10 protein-coding genes and 2 pseudogenes are annotated in these 25,416 nt (G+C 74.4%); 9 read left to right on the top strand and 3 right to left on the bottom strand.

All coding sequences use genetic code 11. The features are described 5' to 3' along the window. The first annotated feature begins 11 nt into the window (after window positions 1-11). The 9 genes and pseudogenes from HPT28_RS11265 (at window position 12) to HPT28_RS11315 (ending at window position 22,043) form a co-directional block, all read left to right on the top strand. Window positions 12-2,951 (top strand): helix-turn-helix transcriptional regulator, encoded by a 2,940-nt coding sequence (locus HPT28_RS11265; RefSeq protein WP_219090886.1) that lies wholly within the window; start codon window positions 12-14, stop codon window positions 2,949-2,951. Window positions 2,952-3,132: 181 nt separating this feature from the next. Beyond that, window positions 3,133-4,734, top strand: a pseudogene (locus tag HPT28_RS26770) (condensation domain-containing protein); the annotation flags it as partial. Window positions 4,735-4,751: 17 nt separating this feature from the next. After that, a pseudogene (locus HPT28_RS11270) lies at window positions 4,752-8,036 on the top strand (amino acid adenylation domain-containing protein); the annotation flags it as partial. 17 nt (window positions 8,037-8,053) lie between these two features. Further along, window positions 8,054-13,720, top strand: a complete 5,667-nt coding sequence (locus HPT28_RS26775) for a non-ribosomal peptide synthetase (protein WP_257578418.1) — start codon at window positions 8,054-8,056, stop codon at window positions 13,718-13,720. A gap of 1 nt (window position 13,721) precedes the next feature. Beyond that, window positions 13,722-15,512, top strand: a complete 1,791-nt coding sequence (locus HPT28_RS11295) for a carbamoyltransferase C-terminal domain-containing protein (protein WP_219090888.1) — start codon at window positions 13,722-13,724, stop codon at window positions 15,510-15,512. Further along, window positions 15,505-18,861 carry a non-ribosomal peptide synthetase gene (locus HPT28_RS11300; RefSeq protein WP_219090889.1) on the top strand — a complete coding sequence of 1,119 codons (3,357 nt, stop codon included), beginning with the start codon at window positions 15,505-15,507 and terminating at the stop codon, window positions 18,859-18,861. Before HPT28_RS11295 ends, HPT28_RS11300 begins: the two co-directional genes overlap by 8 nt. After that, window positions 18,858-20,414 carry an amino acid adenylation domain-containing protein gene (locus tag HPT28_RS11305; RefSeq protein WP_219090890.1) on the top strand — a complete coding sequence of 519 codons (1,557 nt, stop codon included), beginning with the start codon at window positions 18,858-18,860 and terminating at the stop codon, window positions 20,412-20,414. The genes HPT28_RS11300 and HPT28_RS11305 overlap by 4 nt, the downstream gene beginning before the upstream one ends. 124 nt (window positions 20,415-20,538) lie before the next feature. Continuing rightward, window positions 20,539-20,748 (top strand): MbtH family NRPS accessory protein, encoded by a 210-nt coding sequence (locus HPT28_RS11310; protein ID WP_219090891.1) that lies wholly within the window; start codon window positions 20,539-20,541, stop codon window positions 20,746-20,748. Between the two features lie 92 nt (window positions 20,749-20,840). Next, window positions 20,841-22,043: an MFS transporter gene (locus HPT28_RS11315; RefSeq protein ID WP_219090892.1), complete on the top strand. Its 1,203-nt coding sequence runs from the start codon at window positions 20,841-20,843 to the stop codon at window positions 22,041-22,043. Between the two features lie 25 nt (window positions 22,044-22,068). Here the strand turns inward: HPT28_RS11315 and pgl are convergent, their stop codons facing one another. Genes pgl through zwf form a run of 3 tightly spaced genes read right to left on the bottom strand, consistent with a single transcriptional unit; the run spans window position 22,069 to window position 25,414 of the window. After that, complete coding sequence (pgl, locus tag HPT28_RS11320; RefSeq protein WP_219090893.1) at window positions 22,069-22,851, bottom strand: 6-phosphogluconolactonase; 783 nt, start codon at window positions 22,849-22,851, stop codon at window positions 22,069-22,071. Then, window positions 22,848-23,870 (bottom strand): glucose-6-phosphate dehydrogenase assembly protein OpcA, encoded by a 1,023-nt coding sequence (gene opcA / locus HPT28_RS11325; RefSeq protein WP_219090894.1) that lies wholly within the window; start codon window positions 23,868-23,870, stop codon window positions 22,848-22,850. The genes pgl and opcA overlap by 4 nt, the downstream gene beginning before the upstream one ends. Further along, window positions 23,867-25,414 (bottom strand): glucose-6-phosphate dehydrogenase, encoded by a 1,548-nt coding sequence (zwf, locus tag HPT28_RS11330; protein WP_219090895.1) that lies wholly within the window; start codon window positions 25,412-25,414, stop codon window positions 23,867-23,869. The genes opcA and zwf overlap by 4 nt, the downstream gene beginning before the upstream one ends. Window positions 25,415-25,416 lie beyond the last annotated feature (2 nt).

Below are 25,416 nucleotides of genomic sequence, written 5' to 3' on the forward strand. Positions count from 1 at the left end.
AAGGTGTGGCCATGCGAACACGTGCTTCGTTGCTTGTAGGGCGTGACGCGGAGCTCGAGCAGCTCTCCGGCACGCTCGACGACGTGCGGAGCGGCAGCGGTGCGTGCCTCTTCCTGCGGGGTGAGGCCGGGGTCGGCAAGTCACGCCTGGCCGCCGAGGTGGTGGGCAAGGCCGTCGACGCCGGTATGACGGTGCTGCGGGGCCGTGCGAGCACGACGGGGCCGAGCGTGCCGTTCCGGCCGCTGACCGAGGCGCTGATGTCCCTCGTGCGCAAGGGGGTTCCCTTCGACGAGGAGACGCTCGGCCCGTACCGGTCGGTCCTGGGGCGCCTGGTGCCGGAGTGGGACACCGGGGCCGTCACCCGGACCCACGGCGACTCGCTCGTGGTGCTGGCGGAGGCCGTGCTGCGGCTGACCGCCGTCGCCGGCCGGGAGTCGGGATGCCTGCTCTTCCTGGAGGACCTGCAGGACGCGGACGCCGAGACGCTGGCCGTCGTGGAGTACCTGTCGGACAACCTGCGCTCGGAACCGACGGTCCTGCTGTGCACGGTGCGCTCCGAACCGAGTGCGGCACTGGACGTGGTGCACGCGGTGGCGCAGCGGCAGAGCGGCCGCATCGTCGAACTGCACCGCCTCGGACGGGAGGCGATGCGGGCCTTCGTGGCCAGCTGCCTGAGCGCCGGGGCCGAGGAGGTCCACGAGGCCGTCGTCGAGCAGCTCTGGCGGGACAGCGCCGGGGTCCCACTGGTGATCGAGGAGCTGTTGAACGGGCTGGTCAGCAGCGGTCGGCTCGCCTGTGACAGCGGCGGCTGGCGGTTCATCGGCGACGCGGCGACGGCGCTGCCCGCCACGCTGACCCGCAGCGTCCTGGACCGGGTCGACCGGCTCGGCCCGGTGGGCAGACACCTGTTCTCCGTCGCCTCGGTGCTGGGGCACCGGTTCCCCCTCACCATCGTGCAGGAGGTCACGGGGCTGGACGACCACACCCTGCTGGAGCACCTGCAGGCGGGCGTCGAGGCGCAGCTCGTCACGCCGGACGAGCGCGGCCCCGACTGGTACTCCTTCCACCACCCGTTGACGGCCGACGCCCTGCTGGGCGGCCTGACGCCCGCCGAGCGCGCCCACCTGTCCCGGCGGGCGGCGGAGGCCGCCGACGCCGTGCATCCCGGGCTGCCCCGGAGCTGGTGCCAGCTCGCCGCGAAGCTGTGGTTGCGGGCCGGGGAACCGGTGCGCGCCGCCGCCCTGTTCCACGAGGCGGGCGAACGCGCCCTGGACCGGGGGGCCGTCGGCACGGCGAGGAGCCTGCTCGCGCAGGCGGAGGAGCTGTTCGCCGAGCACGGCGAGACGAGGGCCCGCGCCGAGGTGCTGGAGACGCTGCTGCACCTGCTGGCGGAGTCGGGCAACTGGGCCGGCGTCCACGAGAAGTCGCAGCTCCTCGCCGACGAGCTCGCCGGAATGGCCCCGCAGCGGCGCGTGGCGCTGCACGTGCGGCTGGCGTGGGCCGCCTGCATCACCGGGCGGCACGCCGACGGCGACCGTCAGGTGGCGCTGGCCCGCGCGCTGCTGCCGCCGGGCGCCGGGGTCGACGTCACCGCCCCGGTCGACGCGGTCGCGGCCTATCTGACGCTGGAGGGGACGGGCCGCGAACGCGTCCAGCAGGCCGAGGAGCTGGCGCGCGGGCTGGTCGAGGCCGCCGACCAGGTCACCGACCCCGTCGCCCTGTGCCAGGCCTGGCACCTCATCGGACTCGTGTCACGCGAGCGCGACCTCGGCCACGCCCACCACTGCTTCGAGCGCGCGCTCGACGTCGCCACGCGGCACGGCATCCCGATCTGGCGCGCCTACGCCATGATCGGCGCGGCCGGGGTGGCCTGGCTGCGGGACGGCAACGTCGCGGTACTCCAGAGCGCGCGCAGCGCCGCGCTCAACGTCGGCGGCATCACGCTGGCCGAGAACATGTCCGCGACGATCGTCATGGACACCATCCTGCGCGGCGAGTTCGACCGGGCGGCCGAGCTGCTGGCGGCCTCGCTGGCCACGGCGCGCCGGATGCGGCTGGTCACGGTCGAGCGGTATCTGCAGGTCGCCCGGGCCACGCTCGCCGCCCATCAGGGTCGGCGCGCGGAGATGGAGGAGGCGCTGGCGGCGTTCGACTCCTGCGGTGGCGACCGCCCGCACGAGCAGAGCCTGGCCCTCGGCCTCGCGCGCGGGGTCTGCGCCCTGCTGGAGGAGGACGGTACGACGGCACGCGGTCATCTGACGGACGTGGTGACGGCCGAGGAGCGGTACCCGACAACGTTCTACCTGGCCGGGGCCCACGGCCTGCACCTGCTGCTGCGGGTGCTCGACGGCACGCTGGACGAGGGACGGCTCGGCCGGGCCGCCGCCAGCGCCCCGGCGACCATGCGGTGGAACCAGCAGTTCGTCCTCCTGGCCGAGGCCGTGCTGCACGGCCGGGCCGGCCGGCCGCGGGAGGCGGATGACGCCGTCGCCCGGTCCGCGCTCGCGGCGCGGGACTACCCGACGGCCCGGCACCTGGGGCTGCGTCTCGTCGCCGAGGCGGCCCACCGGGACGGCTGGGGTGAGCCCGTGGAGTGGCTGCGCCGGGCGGAGGAGCACTTCCACGGCACCTCCGTGCCCGCGGTCGCCGGAGCCTGCCGGGCCCTGCTGCGGGCTGTCGGCGCCCCGGTGCAGCAGCGCCGCGCCGGAACCGACCGGGTGCCCGCTCCCCTGCGGGCGCTCGGCGTGACGGTCCGCGAGTTCGAGGTGCTCGAACTGCTGCCGAACCGTCTCACGAACAAGGCCATCGCCGAGCGGCTGCACGTCTCGCCGCGCACCGTCGAGAAGCACATCGCGAGCCTGTTCACGAAGTCAGGCTGTACCGACCGGCTGCAGCTGTCGGACTACGCCTGCACGGCGCTGGCCGCCGAGCCGACCGCCACCGGGGCCTGACGCCTACCCACCCACCGGGCCGTCCCCGCGCGAATGCGGGGGCGGCCTACCCATGCCCGCGCCCGGCCCCCGGCGGCAAGCTGACCGGCGACCGGAACCTCCGGTCTGCCGCGCAGAAGCACCGCGCTGCACCTCGGCGATTTCCTGCAGACCGCACGGGACGGGTGAGAAGGGCGTCAGCATGGACGGCAACCGCACGACGGCAGGACACGGCACGACGGGCACGGCGACGGCGCCCGCCACGCGCAGGAGGCTGCGGGCGCGTCCCGCCGAGCGCGGCCCCCTCTCCTTCGGACAGCGACGGCTGTGGTTCCTGGACCGTTGGCTCGGTGAGAACGCCGTCTACAACGTGCCGTTGACCCTGCGCTTCAGCGGAAGGCTGGACGCCGACCGGCTCGTGCGGGCCGTGACGTCCGTCGCCGCCCGGCACGAGGCCCTGTACACGGTGTTCGAGGAGGACGCCGACGGGGAGCCGCAGCAGCACCTGCTCGACGTCCGCGAGCCGCACTGCCCCCTGGTGGAGCTGAGCGACCTCGCCCCCGCCGAGGCCGAGGAACGCGCCACGGCGGCCGTCGAGGCCGACGCGCGGCTCCCGTTCGACCTGGCCAAGGACCCGATGCTGCGCATGACGCTGTACCGGCTGGCCGAGGACGAGCACTGGCTGCACCTCACGTTCCACCACATCGCCTGCGACGGCTGGTCCCTGAACCTGTTCCAGCGGCAGCTCGACGCGGCCTACCGCGGGGACGGACCGGGCGGCGAGCCGCTGCCCGTCCAGTACGCGGACTACGCGCTGTGGCAGTCCGAGATGCTGGGCGACCCGCGCGTGGAGGCGGCCCTGGCCCGCTGGACCGAGGCGCTGGAGGGCGCCCCCGCCGTCCTCGACCTGGGCATCGACCGGCCCCGCCCCGCAGAGCAGACCTACCGCGGCAGGACCGTCGACTTCCCGCTCGACGGTGTCTCCCTCGCGGCGCTGGAGGACTTCGCCGCCCAGGAGAACGTCAGCCTCTACACGGTGCTGCTCGCCGCCTTCCAGACCCTGGCCGCACGGCACTCGGGCGCCGGGGACATCGTCGTCGGCTCGCCGGTGGCCGGCCGCGACAACGCCAGGCTGCACGAGCTCGTCGGCTTCTTCGTGGACACGCTCGTGCTCCGCGTCGACGTCGCGGACGACCCGTCCTTCCGGGAGCTCGTGACCCGCTCGCGCACCTCGCTGCTGGACGCGATGGGCCGCAGCCGCGCGCCCTTCGACCTCGCCGTCAGCCATCTGCACCCGGAGCGGTCGCTGAGCCACAACCCCGTGGTGCAGACGCTGTTCGCCTTCCACGAGGACGAGCACGACACGGCCTTCGGCGCTCCCGGCGACGGGCTCACCGTCGAGCGGCACATGGTGCCCACGGACACCGCCAAGTTCGACCTCACCTGGACCCTGTACCGCCGCTCCGACAGCCTGCTGCTCCAGGTGGAGTACGCGACGGACCTGTTCGACGCCGACACCGTCCAGACCCTCGTCGACCACTGGCGGGTGCTGCTCGGCCAGGTGACCGCCGCGCCGGACGAGCCGATCAGCCACCTGGGGCTGGCCACCACCGCCGAGCGGGAGCTGGTGCGGGAGTGGGCGGGTGACGGCCTGGACCTGCCGGTGGCGACGATCCACGAGCTCGTTCTGCGCCGGGCGGTCGAGACGCCCCAGGCCGTGGCCGTCGTCTGCGGGGAGGAGTCCCTGACCTACGCCGAGCTGGTGGGCCGGGCCGCGCGCGTCGCCGAAACCCTCACCGCACACGGCGTCGGACCCGAAACATGCGTGGGCGTGTNTGCGTGGGCGTGTGCGTCGAACGCTCCCTGGAGACGGTCACGACCACCCTCGGCGTCATGCTCGCCGGCGGCGTCTACGTCCCCCTGGACACCGCCTTCCCCACCGACCGCATGCACCACATGCTCACCGAGGCCCACGCCCCGGTCCTCCTCGTGCACGGGCCCACCCGTGACACCGTGCCGCAGGGGCCCTGGTCCGTCATCGACGTCAGCGACCGCACGTTCGCCCAGCCCCTCGGCCTCGACGCCGTCACCCCGCCGGAGGGGGTGGGGCCCGAGCACGCCTGCTACGTCATCTTCACCTCCGGCTCCACCGGGCGTCCCAAGGGCACCACCGTCACCCACGCCAACGTCACCCGGCTCTTCTCAGCCGTCCAGCAGCGCCTGGCCTTCGGGCCCGAGGACACGTGGTCCCTCTTCCACAGCTTCGCGTTCGACGTGTCCGTGATGGAGATGTGGGGCGCCCTCACCACCGGTGGACGGCTCGTCGTCGTGCCGTACCTCGTCAGCCGGGACACCGACGCCTTCTACACCCTCGTCCGGGACACCGGCGTGACCATGCTGAGCCAGACCCCCTCGGCCTTCCGCCAGTTCGAGGCCGTGGACGCCGAACGGGGTGACGCGCTCCGGCTGCGCGCCGTCCTGTTCGCCGGCGAGGCCCTCGACCGCCCCTCCGTACGCCGCTGGGGAAGCCGCCGCGGATACGCCGAGCCCCTGCTCGTCAACCTGTACGGCATCACCGAGACCACCGTGCACGTCACCTACACGGAGGTGACCGAGGAGCACCTCGACGGCGTGTTCAGCCTGATCGGGCGGGCCCTGCCCGACCTGCGGCTGCACGTGCTCGATGCCCACGGCCGGCCCGCGCCCCTCGGCGTCACCGGCGAACTGTACGTCGGCGGTCCCGGCGTGACCCGCTGCTACACCGGGCGCCCCGAGCTGACCGCCCAGCGCTTCGTCCCCGACCACCTCGGCGACCGGCCGGGCGCCCGCCTCTACCGCAGCGGCGACCTCGCCCGCTGGCGGGCCGACGGCAGGCTGGAGTACCTGGGCCGGGCCGACAGCCAGGTCAAGATCCGCGGCTTCCGCATCGAACTGGGCGAGGTCGAGGCCCAGCTCAGCCGGCAGCCCGGCATCCGCCAGGCCGTCGCCGTGGTACGGGACGACCTCGGCGGACAGGCCGACCTCGTCGGCTACCTCGTCCCCGACAGCGACCCGCCCTCCGCCGGCGCGCTGCGCGAAGCGCTCAGCGCCGATCTGCCGCCCTACATGGTGCCCCGCAACCTCGTCTTCCTCGACGCGCTGCCGCTGACCCCGCAGGGCAAGCTCGACCGCCGGGCCCTGCCCGCCCCCTCCGGTGAACGCCCCGAACTCGGGGCCGAGTTCGAGCCGCCCCTGCCCGGCCACGAGGAGGTGCTCGCGGACATCTGGGCCCAGGTCCTCGGCGTCGACCGCGTCGGCCGCCACGANGGCCGCCACGACAACTTCTTCCACCTCGGCGGCGACTCCATCCGCAGCATCCAGGTGCTGGGACAGGCCCGCAACCAGGGCATCGGCTTCCAGCTGCAGGACCTCTTCCGCACCCCGACCCTGGCCGGGCTGGCCGAGGTCGCGCACAGCACCGACAGCGAGGGCGCGGCCCGGGACCGGGAGCCGTTCTCCATGATCTCCGCCGCGGACCGGGCCCGGCTCCCCGAAGGCGTCGTCGACGCCTACCCGATGGCGGAGCTCCAGGTCGGCATGGTCTACGAGATGGAGCTGGACCCCGAGCGTCGGCCCTACCACAACGTCGACAGCATGCGGATCAGCGGGCGGTTCGACGAGGCCGCCTTCAGACGGGCCCTGGAGATGGTCGTCGCCCGGCACGCCATCCTGCGGACCTCACTCGAACTCAGCGGATACAGCGAACCCATCCAGCTCGTGCACCGGACCGCCGAGATGCCGTGCCGCGTCGCCGACGTGCGGGACCTCGACCCCGCGGGCCAGGAGGCCGCGATCGCCGCGTACGTCGCCGCCGAGCGCGCCAACGGCTTCGACCACTCCCGGCCGCCACTGCTGCGATTCGGCATCCACCGGCTGAGCGAGGACGCCTTCCAGTGGACGGTGACCGAGCACCACGCCATCTTCGACGGCTGGAGCCTCCACTCCACGCTGGCCGAGATCACCGGGCTCTACCAGCAGCTCGTGGCTGGTGAGGAACCCGAGACCCTCGCTCCTCCCGAGTCCGCCTACCGCGACTTCATCGCCGCCGAGCGCGCGGTCCTGCGCTCGGCGGAGAGCGAGAGGTTCTGGCTGGACCGCGTCGCGGACCGCCCGGACAGCCTGCTCCCCCGCTGGACGACCGAGGTGGACGAGCGGCTCTCCGTCCCCGAGCGGGAGGACGAGTGGCGCGTCGTCCACGAGGCGGAGATGCACGGCGCGATCGAGACGCTGCTCCCGGCCCACCTCTGCGACGCCCTGCTGGACCTCGCTCTGCGCTGCGGCGTGCCGCTGAAATCGGTACTCCTGGCCGCCCACCTGCGGGTGATGAGCCTCGTCACCGGCGATGTGGACGTGATCGCCGGGTTGTCGTCCAACGGGCGGCTGGAGGAGACCGGTGCCACCGAGGTGCGGGGCCTGTTCCTCAACACGCTGCCGTTCCGGCTGCGGCTGCCGGAGGGCAGCTGGGAGGAGCTGGTGCGGGCCGTCTTCGACGCCGAGCAGGAGATGCTCCCCCACCGCAGGTACCCCCTCGGCGCCCTGCAGCGCACGCTCGGCGGAGAGCCCCTCTTCGAGACGAGCTTCGTCTACAACCACTTCCACGTGCTGACCGACGAGTTCGGCAGCGGGCGCCTGGAGATCGTGGACGGCAAGATCGACAGCTTCAGCACGCTGCGGGCCGAGCCGACCAACTTCCCCCTCAGCGTGGGCGTCATCCGCAACCCCTACTCGACGCGCCTCCTGCTGAGCCTCGACTACCACCTCGGGGTCCTGGTCGAGGACCAGGTGGCGTTGTTGCGGGACTACTACGTGCGGGCCCTGGAGGCCATGGTCGCCGACCCGACCGCCGACCACGGCCACGACAACCTCCTCAGCCCCACCGAACGCCAACTCCTCCACCACTGGTCCGGAGACGGCCAGAACCTCCCCGTCACCACCATCCACGAACTCGTCCTCCAACGAGCCCGCGAAACCCCCCACGCCACCGCCCTCACCCACGACAACACATCCCTCACCTACGCCGAACTGGCGGGCCGGGCCGCCCGCATCGCCGAAACCCTCACCGCACACGGCGTCGGACCCGAAACATGCGTGGGCGTGTNTGCGTGGGCGTGTGCGTCGAACGCTCCCTGGAGACGGTCACGACCACCCTCGGCATCATGCTCGCCGGCGGCGTCTACGTCCCCCTCGACACCGCCTTCCCCACCGACCGCATGCACCACATGCTCACCGAAACCCACACCCCCCTCCTCCTCGTACACGAGCCCACCCGCGACACCGTGCCCGAAGGCCCCTGGACCACCATCGACGTCAGCCAACCCGCCTTCACCCAACCGCTCGACCTCGACAACATCACCCCGCCCCAGGACGTGGGACCCGAGCACGCCTGCTACGTCATCTTCACCTCCGGCTCCACCGGACACCCCAAGGGCACCACCGTCACCCACGCCAACGTCACCCGACTCCTCACAGCCGTCCAACAACGCCTCACCTTCGGCCCCGAGGACGTGTGGACCCTCTTCCACAGCTACGCCTTCGACTTCTCCGTCTGGGAGATGTGGGGCGCCCTCACCACCGGCGCACACCTCATCGTCGTCCCCCACCACACCAGCCGCGACACCCACGCCTTCCACACCCTCACCCACAACCACAACGTCACCATCCTCAGCCAAACCCCCACCGCCTTCCGCCAATACGAAGCCACCGACGCACACCACGGCGGCCACCACACCCTCCGCGCCATCATCTTCGGCGGCGAAGCCCTCGACCTCCCCTCCACCCAACGCTGGACCCAACGCCACGGCCACACCCACCCCACCCTCATCAACATGTACGGCATCACCGAAACCACCGTGCATGTCACCTCCCAGAACGTCGATCCCCGGCAGCTCGGCGCCGAGCACAGCAACGTCGGGCGTCCGCTGCCCGACCTCTCCACTCACGTTCTGGACCCGCACGGACAGCCCACCCCCGTCGGCGTCACCGGCGAACTGCACGTCGCCGGTCCCGGCGTGACCCGCGGCTACACCGGACGCCCCGAACTCACCGCCGAACGCTTCGTCCCCGACCACCTCACCACCACCCGGCCCGGCACCCGCCTCTACCGCACCGGCGACCTCGCCCGCTGGCGGCCCGACGGCACGCTGGAGTACCTGGGCCGGGCCGACTCCCAGGTCAAGATCCGCGGCTTCCGCATCGAGACCGCCGAGATCGACGCCCAGCTCAGTCAACAGCCCGGTATCAGGCAGGCCGTCGTCACGGCCCGGGACGACCACGGCGACACGACCGAGCTCGTCGCCTACCTCGTCCCCGACGGCAACCCGCCCACCACCGCCGAGCTCCGCGAGGCCCTGGGCCATGCCCTGCCGCCGTACATGATCCCGCACCACTTCGTCACCCTGGACGCGCTCCCCCTCACCTCCCAGGGCAAGCTCGACCGCCGGGCCCTCCCCGCCCCCACCAGCGACCGCCCCGAACTCACCACCACCTACGAGCCGCCCCTGCCCGGCCGCGAGGAGGCGCTCGCGGACATCTGGGCCCAGGTCCTCGGCGTCGACCGCGTCGGCCGCCACGANGGCCGCCACGACAACTTCTTCCACCTCGGCGGCGACTCCATCCGCAGCATCCAGATCCTCGGCCACGCCCGGGACGCCGGGCTCCGCTTCGGGCTGCCGGAGTTGTTCGCGGCCCCGACCGTGGCGGAGCTGGCCGAGGCCGCCGAGGAGGACGAGCCGGCGGCGGACACGGGATGGCCGCCCCCGCGGCAGCCGTTCGCCATGGTCTCCGCCGCGGACCGGGGCCGGCTGCCCGACGGGGTCGTCGACGCCTACCCGATGGCCGAACTGCAGGTCGGCATGGTCTACGAGATGCAGCGCGACCCCGACCGCAACCCGTATCACAACGTGGAGAGCCTGCCGATGTCCGGCCGGTTCGACGAGGCGGCGTTCCGGCGGGCGCTGCGGCTGGTCGCGCGGCGGCACCCGGCTCTGCGGACGTCGCTGTCGCTGACGGGTTACGGCGAGCCGCTGCAGCTCGTCCACGCCGAGGCAGAGGTGCCGCTGACGGTGGTCGACGTGCGGGGCGAGGGCGCGGACGCGCAGCGTGCGGCCCTGGAGGCGACGGTGCGCCGGGAGCACGCCACGCCCTTCGTCCTGGAGACGGCTCCGCTGATGCGGATGACCCTGCACGTGCTGTCCGACACGTCCTTCCAGTGGACCGTCACCGAGCACCACGCCATGCTCGACGGCTGGAGTGTCGCGTCGACGCTGGCGGAGATCGCGGAGGTGTACCGCGCACTGCTGGACGGGGAGGACGTCGTCCTGCGGCCGCTGCGGTCGGCGTACCGGGACTTCGTCGCCGCCGAGCGCGCCGCCCTCGCCTCGGCCGACAGCGCCGCCTTCTGGCGCGGCCGACTGGCCGACCGCCCCGACGTCCGGCTGCCCCGGCGTGCGGCGGACGACGGTGAGCCGGACGGTGACGGCGTCCTGTACGCGTCGGTCCCGGCGCATGTCGTCGACGCGCTGGAGGAGTTCGCGGCCCACGCGGGCGTGCCGTTCAAGAGCGTGGTGCTGGCCGCCCACCTGCGGGTGGTGGGGCTGGTCACCGGCCGGTCGGACGTGGTGACGGGCCTGACCTCCAACGGACGGCTGGAGGAGACCGACGGCACCGAGGTGCGCGGCCTGTTCCTCAACACCCTCCCCCTCCGCCTCCGGCTGCCCGAGGGCACCTGGGCCGACCTCGCCCGCGACGCCTTCCGCGCGGAGCGGGACCTGCTGCCGCACCGCAGGTATCCGATGGCGGCGCTGCGCCGCGAGCTCGGGGGCGGACCGCTGGTCGACGTCAGCTTCACCTACAACAACTTCGCGCAGTACGGCGGCCTCGCCCGATCCGGTGCCCTGGACACCCAGGGCCCGGGGAGCGGGGTCGAGGGCGTGGCGCTGACCGACTTCCCGTGCAGCGTCACCTTCAGCCGCGAGCCGGTGTTGGGCGGCATGCGCATGGAGCTGGAGTACGACAACAGGGAGATCTCGGCCGCGCAGGCCGAGCGGCTGCGGGACTACCACCTGCGGGCGCTGGCGGCGATGGCGGAGGACGCCGGGGCCGACCTGCGGCAGACCCCGCTGCTGAGCGGGGCCGAGCGCGCCCGGCTGGCGGCCTGGCGCGCGGTGGACCCCGGCGGGGGCGCCGAGGCGGAGAGGGCCGCGGTACCGGAGCTGTTGCGCCGCCAGGTGGCCCGGACGCCCGAGGCGGTCGCCGTCGAGCACGGTGCGGAGCGGCTGACCTTCGCCGAGCTGGACGCCCGGACCGACGCCCTCGCCCACCGGCTGCGCGCCGAGGGGGTGCGCCGGGGCGAGCTCGTCGGCCTGCTGCTGCGGCCCGGGGTCCCGGTGGTGATCAGCCTGTGGGCGGTGTGGAAGGCGGGGGCGGCGTTCGTCCCGCTGGACCCGGACCTGCCGGAGCGGCGGCTGCGGGAGCTCCTGGACGACGCCGGGCCCGCCCTGGTCGTCACGGAGGCGCCGCACGCGGTGCCGCGGGGGCCGCGGACGCCGCGTGTGCTCGACCTCGCCTCCGCCACGCAGGCGGCGGGCGATGCCGGGGGGCTGCCGGCCGTCGGTCACCGTGACCTCGCCTACGCGATCTTCACCTCCGGCACCACCGGGCGGCCCAAGGCCGCGCTGATCGAGCACGGCGGTCTGACGAACTACGCGACGGGCGCGCTGCGGGAGCGGGCGCGGTCCGTGGACGCGCCGGGCCCCGCCCGTCCCCTGCGCGTCGTGACCGGCACTTCCGCCTACGTGTCCGACTTCTTCCTCGGCCAGGTCCTGCTGCTGCTCGACGGGCACACGCTGTGCGTGCTGAGCCCCGAGGAGCGGCGCGATCCGGCGCGGCTGGTCGAGTGGGCGCACGACGCGGAGCGCGCGGCGGACGTCCTGGACATCACGACCGCCCAGGCACAGGTACTGGTCGACCACGGGCTGCTGGACGCCCCGCATCCGCCGCGGCTGCTCGCGGTCGGCGGCGAGGCGTGCCCGCCCGACCTGTGGCGCGGGCTGGCCGCGCGGCCGGGGCTGCGGGCCTTCAACACCTACGGTCCGGCCGAGGCGACGGTCGAGGCCACCGTAGCCCGGGTGGACGCCCGCACCGGGCCGACCATCGGCACACCCTGCCGCGGGGTCCGCGTGCACCTGCTGGACGACTTCGGCGACGAGGTGCCGCCGGGCTCCGTGGGCGAGCTCCACATCGGCGGGCCCGGAGTGGGGCGCGGCTATCTGGGGCGGCCCGGGACGACGGCCGAGCGCTTCGTGCCGGATCCGTGGGGCGCGCCCGGCGCCAGGCTGTACCGGACGGGCGACCTGGCGCGCCGCACCGAGCGGGGCGATCTGGAGTTCCTGGGCCGGGCGGACCACCAGATCAAGGTGTTGGGCCAGCGCGTGGAGCCCGAGGAGGTCGAGGCCGTGCTGCGCTCCCACCCGGCGGTGACCGGCGCGCTCGTGGGCCGCGCGCCGGACGGGGAGCGGCTGGTGGCGAACGTCGTCACGGCCGGCGGCCGGCCGGTGGGGAGCCGGGAGCTGCGGGAGCACGCGGCGGCCCGCCTGCCCTCGGCTGCCGTCCCGGCCCGCTTCGTGCCCGTGGACGCCCTCCCGCTGGCGCCCAGCGGGAAGCTCGACCGGCGGGCGCTGCGCACCGGGGAGGACGCCGACACCCGCGCCGTCGAGACGAGCGGTGCCGCGCCGGCGTGGTCCGAGACGGAACGGCGGGTCGCGGCGGTGTGGGGCGCGCTGGGCCTGCGGCCGGAGCCGGACGACGACTTCTTCGCGGTGGGCGGCCACAGTCTGCTGGCCGTCCGGCTGGCCGCCGAGCTGGGTGCGGCTTTCGGCACGCCCGTGCCGCTCGGGCAGCTCTACCGCACGCCCACGGTGGCGGGTCAGGCCGCGTTCCTGGAGTCCGCCCGGGGTGCGCTGTTCGCCACGGCCCGCGGCGAGCGGAGCGTCGTGGCCATGGGCGGCCGTGCCGGCGCCCGGCCGCTCGTCCTGGTCCACCCGCTGGGCGGCACGCTCTTCTGCTACCTGGACCTGGTCGCCGGGGTGCGGGACTCCTTCGAGGTCCTCGGAGTGCAGGGCGATCTGACGGGCGGCACCCGGTCCGCCGACTTCACGGCGACGGCCCGGCGGTACGCCCGGGAGCTGGCGCCACGGCTGCGCGGTCGGCGGCCGGTGGTCGCCGGCTGGTCGGCCGGTGGCGTGCTCGCCCACGAGGTCGCGGTGCGGCTCGCCGAACTCGGCGTCCTCGCCGAGCGCGTCGTCGTCGTCGACGCGTCTCCCCACCACGGCGGGGAGACGCGGGCCGACGCCGAGCGGCTGGAGCGGCTGCGGCCGGAGGTGGCGCGGCGGGGGCCGCGGCGCCTGCTGGCCGAGGACGGCGCGGGGCGGCTGCTGGAACTCCTCGGGGTGGACCCGGAGGCGCTGGCCGAGCTGGACGGCGGCCTCGTCGCCTCGCTCATGGGGTTCTGGCAGGACATGCTCTCCGGCCTCGCCGGCCACCGGCCGTCCTCGTTCGCCGGGCCCGTCCGTCTCGTCGTCTCCCGGGACGGTGCGCCGCGGGCGCGCGGTGCCGCGATCGACGGATGGCGGCGGCTCGCCCGGTCCCTCCGCGTGTCCCCGGCGGACGGCGACCACTACCAGCTCATGCGGGACCCATGGGTCACGGCCGTCACCGACGCGCTCACCGACCCGACCGAAACGGAAGGAGCTTGACGTGCTGGTGCTCGGTATCAGCGGACTCGACCGGTCGATGTCCGTGAAGAAGGAGATGCTGCCCGGCCTGGACTGGCGGGAGCAGCGGGTCGTGCAGGGGCTGGACTCCGCCGCGGCCCTCGTGAGCGAGGACGGCGTCCTCGCCGCGTCGGCCCAGGAGCGGCACGACGGGAACAAGGGCACCGGGGCCTTTCCGGTGGACGCGATCGAGGCGTGCCTGCGGACGGCCGGGGTGAGCCTGGACGACGTGGACGTCGTGGCGCACGGCTTCCGCTACGAGCCGTCCCCCGCCTTCGAGCGGGACGCGCTCGCCCGGCGCTGGTTCGAGGACGTCTACCGCAGGGAGGTGCAGCTCGACGTCCTGCGCGCCCACTATCCGGACCAGGACTGGGAGTCGAAGTTCACCGGCGTCCGGCACCACCTGGCCCACGCCGCCAGCGCCTACCACCTCAGCGGGTTCGCCGACGCGACGGTGCTGGTGGCGGACGGCATGGGCGAGAGCGAGGCGACATCCGTGCTGCACGGCGACGGTCCGGATCTGCGGTTCGCCCGGACGTACCCCGTCTCCGCGTCCCTCGGCATCCTGTACAGCGTCGTCACCCAGTACCTGGGCTTCCTGCCGGGCATGGACGAGTACAAGATCATGGGCCTGGCGCCCTACGGCGACGCGGGCCGGTACGCGGACCAGGCCGAGGAGCTCGTACGGCACACGTCCGGCGGGCGGCTGGTGGTCCCCGTGCTGGCACACGACAAGTCGCCCGTGGAGCGGGAGACACACCGGGGCGCGATCCGCCGGCTGGAGGAGCTGTTCGGCCCGGCGCGGCACCCGGAGGCCCCGGTGGAGAGCCGGCACATGGACATCGCGGCGGCCCTGCAGCGACGGCTGGAGGAGAGCCTGCTGACCGTGCTGCGGACGGCCGTCTCGGAGGGGGCGCGGTCGCGCAACCTGTGCATGGCCGGCGGTGTGGCGCTCAACTGCACGGCCAACGGTCTGATAGCCCGGAGCGGCTTGTTCGACCGGGTGTTCGTGCAGCCCGCCTCGGGCGACGACGGGACGGCGCTGGGCGCGGCCCTGGCGGAGCTGCGGCGGCGCGTCCCGGCCCCGCCCGCCGCGATGACGATGCCGTACTGGGGCGAGGAGTTCGGCGCCGCCGACATCGACGCGGCGCTGGCGGGGCTCGGCCCGGACTACCGGGTGCGCGAGCTGTCCGAGGAGGCGCTGCTCGCGGAGGTCTCCGCGCTGATCAGGGCGGGCAGGGTGGTCTCGTGGTTCCAGGGCCGGATGGAGTTCGGCCCCCGGGCGCTGGGCAACCGCAGCATCCTCGCGGACCCGACGGCGCCGGGGATGCGGGCCCATCTGAACGCGGTCGTCAAGCAGCGCGAGGAGTTCCGCCCCTTCGCTCCCGCGGTCCTGGCCGAGGAGGCGCACACCTATTTCGAACTGGACCCGGAGCAGGAGTCCATGTACCGGCACATGCTGTTCGTGACGCAGGTGCGGCCCGCCTACCAGGAGCGGCTTCCGTCGATCACGCACGTGGACGGCTCCGCGCGGGTGCAGACCGTCGACCGGGCCACCGCGCCGCGGTTCTGGAAGCTGATCCGGCGGGTGGGCGACGACTCGGGCATCCCCATGGTGGTCAACACCTCGTTCAACCTCAAGGGCCAGCCGATCGTCCGCACGCCCGAGGAGGCGGTGGCCACCTTCGCGCGCTCGACGCTGGACGCCCTGGCGATCGGCGACCGGCTGGTGACGCGCTCCGCCGACGACACCGGGGCGGCCGGCCGTGACTGACCACACGACGACGCGACGCGACGCGCGGCCGGGGACGCTCCGCGCCGAACTGGCCGACGCCTGGCGCTCCGCCCTGGGCCTCGACGTCATCGAGGAGAACACGCACTTCTTCCACGAGGGCGGCGACTCCGTACTCGCCGTCGAGGTGGCGCTGCTGCTGCGCGAGCTGACCGGCACCGAGCTCGACCTCGACATCCTCTACGAGTACCCGGAGTTCGGATCCCTCGTCACGGCGCTGGCCGGCCCCGACGGGGGCGAGGCCCGGCAGGAGGGCCGCGAGCTGACCGGGCCGGAGGAGCGGCTGTGGGCCGTCGAGCAGCTCCACCCGGGAACGGCCGTCCACCACATCTGCGTCGCCTACCGTTTCCCGCACCGGCTGGACGTCGACCGGGTGCGGTCGGCGCTGAACGCGCTCGCCGGGCGGCACGACGCACTGCGGCGGGGCTTCGTCAGGCCGGGCCGGACCGTCACCGCGCCTGAGCCCGTGGTGCCCTGCCGGTGGGTGGACGCCCGGGGCGTCCCGGAGGCGAGCGTGCGCGAGCTGGTCGACACCGAGGCCCGGGCCCCGTTCGACCTCGCCCGGCCACCCCTGCTGCGGGCCCTGGTCGTCGACGAGGGCGAGGCGGGGAGCCGGCTGGTTCTCACGCTCCATCACCTGGTGTGCGACGGGGTCTCCCTGACGCTCCTGGAGGAGGACCTCCAGCGGCTCTACGCGGGCCAGCCCGCTCCCGGGCCGGACGGCGGCCGGGTGATCCCGGTCCGCGCCCGCGCGGTGGCCCCGGACGCGGCGCCCGGGACGGCCCTGGAGGAGTGGCGGGCCGCGCTCGCCGACCGCCCGGAGGGCCTGCGGCTCCCGCACGACCGGCCGCGCCCCGCGCGTCCCGGCACCCGGGGCGCAGCGCACCGCGTCACACCGGACCCGGAGCGGCTGAAGCCCTTCCTCCGGGCCGCGCGGGAGGAGCGGCTCAGCGGGTTCATGGCCTGGACGGCCGCCTACGTCGCCGCCCTCGTCGCCGTCACCGGGGACCGGGATCTCGTCGTCTGCGTGCCGGTGTCCTCCCGGGAGCCGGAGCGGGCCGCGGAGATCGGCATGTTCGTGGACCTCGTGCCGCTGCGGTTCCGGGTTCCGCCGGGGACGACGGCCCGGGAGCTGCTGCGCCACACGCGGCGGGTGATCACCCGTGCGCTGGCCCGCCCCGTGCCGTTCCAGGCGATCGTCGACGCGCTCGGGACGGGCTCCGCCGGGCGGGCCCCGCTGGCCCAGGCCGCGCTCACCTACCTGGACGCGGCCGGGTGCGGCCTGCGGCTGGACGGGCACGCCGCCGACCGGGAGCAGATTCCCACCGGCACCGCCAAGTTCGAGCTGCTGTGGGCGGTGACGCGCGGGAGCGCCGGGACCGTCTGCGAACTGGAGTGGTCCGCCGACCTGTTCGGCGCGGAGCGCGGTGCCGACGTCCACCGGCGCGTGCTGCGGGCCGTCGAGGACGCCTTCGCCGAGCCGGACGCCCCGCTCGCGGCGGCCGCGCACACCCCGGCACCCGTCCCGGCGCCGACCGGGGCCGGGACGTTCGTCGCCGTGCACGAGCGGGTACGGCGTCGGGCCGCCGAGCGGCCGGAGGCCGTCGCCGTGCGCCATGGCGGGCGGGAGCTGAGCTACGGCGAGCTGGACCGGCGGGCGTCGGCGGTCGCGGCCGGTCTCCGGGCGGCCGGGTACGGCCGGGGCACGGTCGTGGCCGTACCGGCCGAGCGCGGGGTCCCGGCGGTCGTCGCCTGCCTCGGCGTGCTGTACGCGGGCTGCGCGTACCTGCCGCTCGACACCGGCCAGCCCGGCGGGCGCACCCGCGCGATGGTGCGCGCCGCGGCCCGGGCGGCGCTCGTCCCGGACGGGGCGACCGCGGACCTGCTCTCCGACCTGGTCCCCGTCCACCGCCTGGACGAGCTGACGGCGCGGGGCGGCGGGCCGTTCGCCCCGCCGCCCGTCACCGGAGCCGACGTCGCCTACGTGATGTGCACCTCCGGCTCCACCGGCCGGCCCAAGGCGGTCGTGGTGCCGCACCGGGCGGTCAGCCGGCTGGTGCCGGACGCGGACTTCGTCACCCTCACGGAGCGGGACCGGGTGGCCCACGTCTCCAACCCGGCCTTCGACGCCGCCACCTTCGAGATCTGGGGCGCGCTCGCGGGCGGCGGCACGCTCGTCGTCGCGGACCGCGACGTGGTGCTGTCCCCGGGCCGGATGCGCGCCTTCCTCACCGAGGAGCGGATCACCGTCATGTTCCTGACGGTCACGCTGCTCAACCAGCTCGTGGACTTCTCCCCCGACGCCTTCCGCGACCTGCGGGTGCTCCTGTTCGGCGGCGAGAAGCAGGACGACCGCCGCCTGGAGCGGCTGTTCGCGGCAGCCCCGCCGGCCCGCCTGGTCAACGGCTACGGGCCGACCGAGAACACCACGTTCAGCACCACCCACGACGTCACCCCCCGGGACCTGGCCGACGGTGTGGTGCCCCTGGGCACGCCGCTGCCCGGCAGCACGGCGTACGTGCTCGACGCCGACGGCGCGCCGGTTACGCCTGGCGGAACGGGCGAACTGTACGTGGGCGGCGCGGGGCTGGCGCACGGCTATCTCGACGCCCCCGAGCTGACGGCCGCGGCCTTCGTGCCGGACCCGTTCTCCGCCGAAGGGGGACGGCTGTACCGCACGGGCGACCAGGTACGGGTCCTGCCGGACGGCGGCATCGCGTACGTCGGACGCCTCGACGACCAGGTCAAGGTGCGCGGGCACCGGGTCGAACCGGCCGAGACCGCCCGGGCGCTGCGGGGCCGGGACGGGGTGGCCGACGCCGTCGTCCTCCCCCGCCGCACGCCCGAGGGCACCGAGCTCGTCGCCTTCGCCGTCCCGGTCACCGGCCCGGACGGGACGCCGGTGGCGCTGGACGGCCAGGCGCTGCGCGAGCAGCTGGCCCAGGCCCTGCCGCCCTACCTGCTCCCGGGGGCCCTCCGCGTCGTCGACCGCATCCCGGTGACGCCCAACGGCAAGGCCGACCGCCAGGCCCTGCTCGCGGCCCTCGACACGGCCGGGCCGGGGCCGGTGGCGGGCACCGCGGACGCACCGGACCCGCTGGCCGAGTCCGTCGCGACGCTCTGGTGCGAGGTCCTCGGCATCGAACGGGCCGCGCCCGGCGACGACTTCCACCGCCTCGGCGGGCACTCGCTCAAGGCCCTGCGGCTGCTGGCCCGGCTGGACGAGGAACTCGCCGCGGAGGTCGATCTCGTCGACTTCTTCGCCGAACCCACCCTGGCGGCACTCACCCGCCTCGCCCGGGCCGCACACGCACAGGAGGAGAACCGATGACCGCGCCCGCACCCGCACCCGCGGCCGACGCCACCGCGAGCAGAACCCCGGCGACGGCGCCCGCCGCCACCCTGGCACGGTTCCTGCACCACGTGGACCGGGCGCCCGACGCGATCGCCGTGCGGGAGCCGGACGGCCGCGAGCTCACCTACGCGGCCCTGCTGGCGGCGGCCCGCGCCCAGGCGGCGGCCCTGACGGCACAGGGCGTGCGGCCGGGGTACCGCGTCGCTGTCGAGTGCGGCTACGGCGGCTCCTACGTGGTCAGCCTGCTGGCCGCCTGGCTGCTCGACGCGGTCGCGGTGCCGCTCGATCCGGCGGCCCCGGCCGAGCGGCGCGGGTACCAGGTCCGGCAGGCCGACTGCCGCGCGGTCGTGAGCGACGCGGCACGCTCCGACGGGGTCGTGCGTGCGGCGGTCGCCGAGGTCGCCGCCACACCGCCGCCCGCGACCGGCGCCGAGGCCGGGCCCCCGGCCGCGTACGTCCTGTTCACCTCCGGCTCGACGGGTCTGCCCAAGGGCGTGGAGATCGAGCACGCCGGGCTCCTCAACATGCTCGACTACTTCTCCGGAGCCCTGGGGCTCGGGCCCGGCGACCGCATGCTGGCGCACAGCAGCGTCGTCTTCGACATGTCGGTGCCCGAGATGCTGACGCCGCTGACCAGCGGCGGGACGATCGTCGTCGCGCCCGGACGCTGCGCCCGCAACCCGGAGTTCTTCGCCCGGTGGCTGCTCTCCCGGCCGCCCGGGGCCGCGTTCGCGACCCCGAGCCAGCTCCGGCTGCTGCTGCCGTTCCTGGCCGGGGAGCGGGTCTTCACCCACCTCGTCAGCGCCGGTGAGGCCCTGACGGCGGCCCTGGCCGAGGAGCTCGAAGGCGTCACCGGAACGCTGTGGAACGGCTACGGGCCGACCGAGACCACGGTCTGCGGCCTGTGTGCGAAGGTGACGCCGCCCTACCGCGACCCGCAGCCCATCGGGGTGCCCATCCCCGGGCTGCGCGCCCACGTGCTCGACGAGGAGGGCCGGCCGGCCGGCCCGGGCGTCGTGGGCGAGCTGTCGCTGTCCGGCCTCGGCGTCGCCCGGGGCTACGTGGGCAGCCCGGAGCTGACCGCGCGGTCGTTCACCACCGGGGAGGACGGCACCCGGACCTACCGCACCGGCGACCTGGTGCGCGTCGGCCCGGACGGCCTCTTCACCTTCCACGGCCGGGCGGACGACCAGGTGAAGATCCGCGGCCACCGGGTCGAGCTGGGCGAGGTCGAAACCGTGGCCGAGCGCACGCCGGGCGTCGCCCAGGCCGTCGCGGTGCTCTCCGAAGTCCTGCGCGGCCGGGCCGAACTCCACCTGGCCCTCGTCCCCGAGGAGGCGGGGGCGGAGCCCGGGGCCCTGCGGGCCGTCGAGGGCGCGCTGCGGGAGCGGCTGGGCCGGGAGCTGCCCGCCTACATGCGGCCCGGCCGGCTCCTCTTCTTCGACGCCCTGCCCCGCAACCGGTCCGGCAAGACCAGCAGACGGGACGTCGTGCGCCTCGTCGAGGACCGCCTGCCGCGGCCCTCCTGACCCCGCTCCCCCCCCCCCNCCCCCCCCCCGGCCCGCAGGGTGCCGTGGCACGCACCGTGCCTCGCCCGCCCACGCGAAGCCGCTACCCACCACCCACACCCACCATCCGAAGGGAACCGGAACCATGAGCGAGCTCACCACCACCGAGCGCCGTTACACCGTCGTCCACAACGACGAGGAGCAGTACAGCCTGTGGCCTGAGGGGCGTCCGCTGCCCGCGGGCTGGCACGACGCGGGCGTCAGCGGTGAGCGGGAGGAGTGCCTGGCCCACATCAAGACGGTGTGGACGGACATGCGCCCGAAGAGCCTGCGCGTCGCCATGGGCGAGAGCTGAGCCGACGCCCGACCGGAGGGCGGGGGCGGAGCACCCGGCCGGGTGCTCCGCCCCCGCCTCCCCCGTACACCAGTGGAGGCCAGCCCGTGTGGGTGCTTCTTCGTCGTAACGCGCAGTTCCGCCGGGTGTTCGCCGGCGAGGCCGTCTCCAGCTTCGGGGACAGCGCCATGTTCCTCTCCCTCGCCATCTGGGCGAAGGACCTCACCGGCTCCGACGCCGCGGCCGGCGGCGTCATCCTGGCGCTGACCGTGCCCGGTCTCGCCGCCCCGCTGCTGGGGCACCTCGTGGACCGGGTGCACCGCAAACCGCTGCTGCTGCGGATGTACGGCGCGATGGCCGTGCTGGTCCTCGCGCTGCTGGCGGTCGAGGACAGCGGGCAGCTGTGGATCGTCTACACGGTCGCCGCGGCCTACGGCGTCCTCGTCGCCACCCCGGCGCGGCAGGCGCTGCTGAAGGACCTGTTGCGGTCCTCCGAGGCCGTCCAGGCGAGATCGCTGCTCATCGCCACCAGGGAGGGGGTGCGGATCGTCTCGCCGGTGGTCGGCGCGGGCGTGTACGTCGCCTTCGGCGGCGGGGCGTTGGCCGCCCTGGGCTCGCTCACCCTCACGGTCGCGGCCCTGCTGCTGGCCTCCGTCACGGTGGTGGAGTCCGAGCCGGAGCCCGCGGGTGAGCGGTTCCGCACCGCGCTGGCCGCCGGCTGGCGCCACGTCCGGGACGTCCCCCTGCTGTTCCGGCTGACCCTGGCCATGACGTTCTTCCTCGGCATGGTCGGCATGCTGGAGACCGCCGCCTTCGCGGCCGTCGACCAGGGGCTCGGGCGGGCCGCCGCCTTCGTCGGCGTGATGGCCTCCGTCCAGGGGGCGGGATCGGTGCTGGGCGGGCTGCTCGCCGGGCAGCTGATCCGCCGTCTGGGCGACGTCCGCACGAGCTGCCTCGGGTACGGGCTCGTCGCACTGGGGCTGCTGCTGTGCGTCTCGACGAGCCTGGTGCCCTTCCTGGCCGGGGTGACGCTCATCGGCGTGGGACTGCCGTTCCTCGCCGTCGTGCTGGGCACCGCCTGCCACCTGTACGCCCCGGCCCGGATGCAGGGCCGCGTGAACGCCGTCGTCAACACCGCCAGGGACGGGGCCCAGTCGCTCTCGCTGGCGGCGGGCGCGGCCCTGATCGGGGTGCTGGACTACCGGCTGATGTACGTGGTGATGGCCGTGTCCACCCTGGGGTGCGCCGTCTCCCTCCTCGTCCGGCCCGTCCGGCCCCCCGAGGTGGTGCCCTCGATGGCCGACGAGCTGGCCTGAGCCCGCCCGGAGCCCGAACCCGCCGTCAGGACGGGGAGGGCTGGAAGTCGGCGGGGAGCCGGGAGGCGGCGGTCTCGTCCAGGAGCCACAGCGTGCGGGTACGGCCGTGGGCGCCCGCCGCCGGAGCCTGGACCTCACCGGCGCCGCTGAGCGCGACGGCGACGGCCTGCGCCTTGTCCTCGCCGGCGGCCAGCAGCCACACCTCGCGGGCGGCCCGGATGGCGGGCAGGGTCAGCGACACCCGGGTGGGTGGAGGCTTGGGCGAGCCGTGCACGCCGACGACGGTCCGTTCCGTCTCCCGCACGCCGGGCAGCTCCGGGAACAGCGACGCGACGTGGGTGTCGGGGCCGACGCCGAGGAGCAGCACGTCGAACGAGGGCACCGGGCCGTGGTCCTGGGGCAGGGCGGCGGCGTCCAGCCTGGCGGCGTAACCGGCCGCCGCGGCGTCGGCGTCGTCCCCGAAGGTACCCCCTGAGGGCTCCATCGGGTGCACCCGGGCCGGGTCGAGCGGCACCGCGTCCAGCAGGGCGGCGCGGGCCTGCGTCTCGTTGCGCTCGGGATCGCCCGCGGGCAGGAAGCGCTCGTCGCCCCACCACACGTCGAGGTGGGCCCAGTCGACCGCGTCGCGGGCGGGAGAGGCGGCGACGGCTTCGAGCAGGGCGATGCCGCTTCGCCCTCCCGTCAGGACGACGGAGGCGGTGCCGCGCTCGGTCTGGGCGGCGACCAGGGTGGTGACGAGCCGGGCCGCGGTGGCGCGGGCCAGCTCCTCCTTGTTGCGGTGGACGACGACTTGGGTGGAGGGGGTCATCGGGCGGCCGCCTTCCGGTTCTGGGCCTTGCGTTTCGGTGCCGGGGCCGCCGCGGGCTCCGACGCCGGCGCCCGGCCGGGCCCGCCGAGGCTGTCCAGGCCGTGGCACAGGGCGTGGTGGTAGGCCTCGTCCGGGTCGAGCCGGCGCAGCTCCTCGGCGATCAGCTCGGCCGTGGAGCGCCGGTGGAGGGCCACGTGCCGGTCGGGCTGGCCGGGGACGGCGAGCAGGGCGAGCCGCCCGTCGGGGCGGTCGAGGCAGATCTCGCCCTCGGGGGTGGCGAGCCGTACGGCGGTGATGCCGGGGCCGTCGGAGAGGGCGCGCTCCACCGGGACGCGCAGCCGGTCCGCGAGCCACAGGGCCAGCAGCTCGGTGCTGGGGTTGTGCTCCTCGCCCTCGACGACGGCGGCGGTCACGGTGATCCGGCGCTGGCCGACCGCCCGCTGGTCCATCGCGGCGGCCAGGACGCTGCGCCAGGGGGTGATGCGGGTCCAGGCCAGGTCGGTGTCGCCGGGGGCGTACGTCCCGGCCCGGTGGGCGAGGGTGGCCGTCGGGTCCTCGGTGCGGGCGGCGTCGGTGATGCGGCGCTGGGCGAGGTTGCCGAGGAGGTCCTGCGAGGGGACGGCCGGGGAGTCCTCAGGCCACCAGACGACGACGGGCGCGTCCGGCAGCAGCAGCGGCAGGACCACGCTGGAGGTGTGGCTGGCCAGCTCCCCGTGGAGCCGCAGCAGGACCGTCTCGCCGGTGCCGGTCTCGCCGCCGAGCCGCACCTCGGCGTCCAGCCGGGCCTGGGCGCGGTCGCGCGGGGAGCGGCCGGGTCGGCGGATGACGACGAGGATGCGGGAGGGGTGCTCGCGGGAGGCGTCGCTGGCGGCCTTGAGGGCGTCGTAGTGGTTGCCCTCGTCGGTGACGATGACGAGGGTGAGCACCATGCCGACGGCCGGGAAGCCGGCCGCCCTGCGGGCCTTGACCAGGGCCGCGTTGATCTGGCTGGACGTGGTGTGTGTGAGGTCGATGTTCATGGCCGCCGCCAGCTCCTACCGTCGCGTGCCAGCATCTCGTCGGCCGCCCTGGGGCCCCACGTACCGGCGGCGTAGGGCTCCGGCTTGCCGTGCTTCTCCCAGTGTTCCTCGATCGGGTCGAGGATCTCCCAGGAGCGTTCGACCTCCTGGTGCCGGGGGAAGAGGTTGGCGTCCCCGAGGAGCACGTCCAGGATCAGCCGCTCGTACGCCTCGGGGCTGGACTCGGTGAAGGACTCGCCGTAGGCGAAGTCCATCGTCACGTCGCGGATCTCCATGGAGGTGCCGGGCACCTTGGAGCCGAACCGGATGGTGACGCCCTCGTCCGGCTGCACCCGGATGACCAGCGCGTTCTGACCGAGCTCCTGGGTGTCGGTGGTGTCGAAGGGCGAGTAGGGAGCGCGCTGGAAGACGATGGCGATCTCGGTGACCCGGCGTCCGAGCCGCTTGCCGGTGCGCAGGTAGAACGGCACGCCCGCCCAGCGCCGGTTGTCGATCTCCAGCTTGATCGCGGCGTAGGTGTCCGTCTTGGACTTGGGGTTGATGCCCTCCTCGTCCAGGTAGCCGAGCACCTTCTCGCCGCCCTGCCAGCCGGCCGTGTACTGGCCGCGCACGGTGTGCAGGCCGAGGTCGGCGGGCAGCCGGACGGCGTTGAGCACCTTCAGCTTCTCCGTCACCAGCGCCTTCGCGTCGAAGGAGGAGGGCTCCTCCATCGCGGTGAGGGCCAGGAGCTGGAGGAGGTGGTTCTGGATGACGTCGCGGGCGGAGCCGATGCCGTCGTAGTAGCCGGCCCGGCCGCCGATGCCGATGTCCTCGGCCATCGTGATCTGCACGTGGTCGACGTAGGAGCGGTTCCACAGCGGCTCGAACATGGTGTTCGCGAACCGCAGGGCCAGGATGTTCTGGACCGTCTCCTTGCCGAGGTAGTGGTCGATGCGGAAGACCTGGCTGGCACGGAAGACGCCGTGGATGGTCTCGTTGAGCTCCTGCGCGCTGCGCAGGTCGTGTCCGAAGGGCTTCTCGACGACGGCCCGCCGCCAGGAGCCCTCGGGGGCGTCGGACAGCCCGTGCTTCTTGAGCTGCTGGACGACGGTGGGGAAGAACCGGGGCGGCACGGAGAGGTAGAAGGCGAAGTTGCCGCCGGTGCCGCGCTGCTTGTCCAGCTCCTCGATCGTCGCCTTCAGGGTCTCGAAGGCGGCGTCGTCGTCGAAGACGCCAGGCACGAACCGCATGCCCTGGGCGAGCTGCTGCCAGACCTCCTCGCGGAACGGCGTCCTGGCGTGCTCCTTGACGGCCTCGTGGACGACCTGCGCGAAGTCCTCGTGCTCCCAGTCCCGGCGGGCGAAGCCGACGAGCGAGAAGCCCGGCGGCAGCAGCCCGCGGTTGGCGAGGTCGTACACGGCTGGCATGAGCTTCTTGCGGGACAGGTCTCCGGTGACACCGAAGATGACCAGGCCCGACGGCCCCGCGATACGCGGGAGCCGCCGGTCCTGTGCGTCACGCAGCGGATTGCCGTCGCCCGCCGGATCTGCTGCCGGGCTGGTCACCG

The organism is Streptomyces sp. JJ38 (assembly GCF_019303475.1).
GTDB lineage: Bacteria > Actinomycetota > Actinomycetes > Streptomycetales > Streptomycetaceae > Streptomyces.

Excerpts from the sequence above, each read along its gene's own strand:
- HPT28_RS11265 (WP_219090886.1), top strand. The coding sequence starts at position 12 with ATGCGAACACGTGCTTCGTTGCTTGTAGGGCGTGACGCGGAGCTCGAG.
- HPT28_RS11305 (WP_219090890.1), top strand. The coding sequence starts at position 18,858 with ATGACCGCGCCCGCACCCGCACCCGCGGCCGACGCCACCGCGAGCAGA.
- HPT28_RS11310 (WP_219090891.1), top strand. The coding sequence starts at position 20,539 with ATGAGCGAGCTCACCACCACCGAGCGCCGTTACACCGTCGTCCACAAC.
- pgl (WP_219090893.1), bottom strand. The coding sequence starts at position 22,851 with ATGACCCCCTCCACCCAAGTCGTCGTCCACCGCAACAAGGAGGAGCTG.
- opcA (WP_219090894.1), bottom strand. The coding sequence starts at position 23,870 with ATGAACATCGACCTCACACACACCACGTCCAGCCAGATCAACGCGGCC.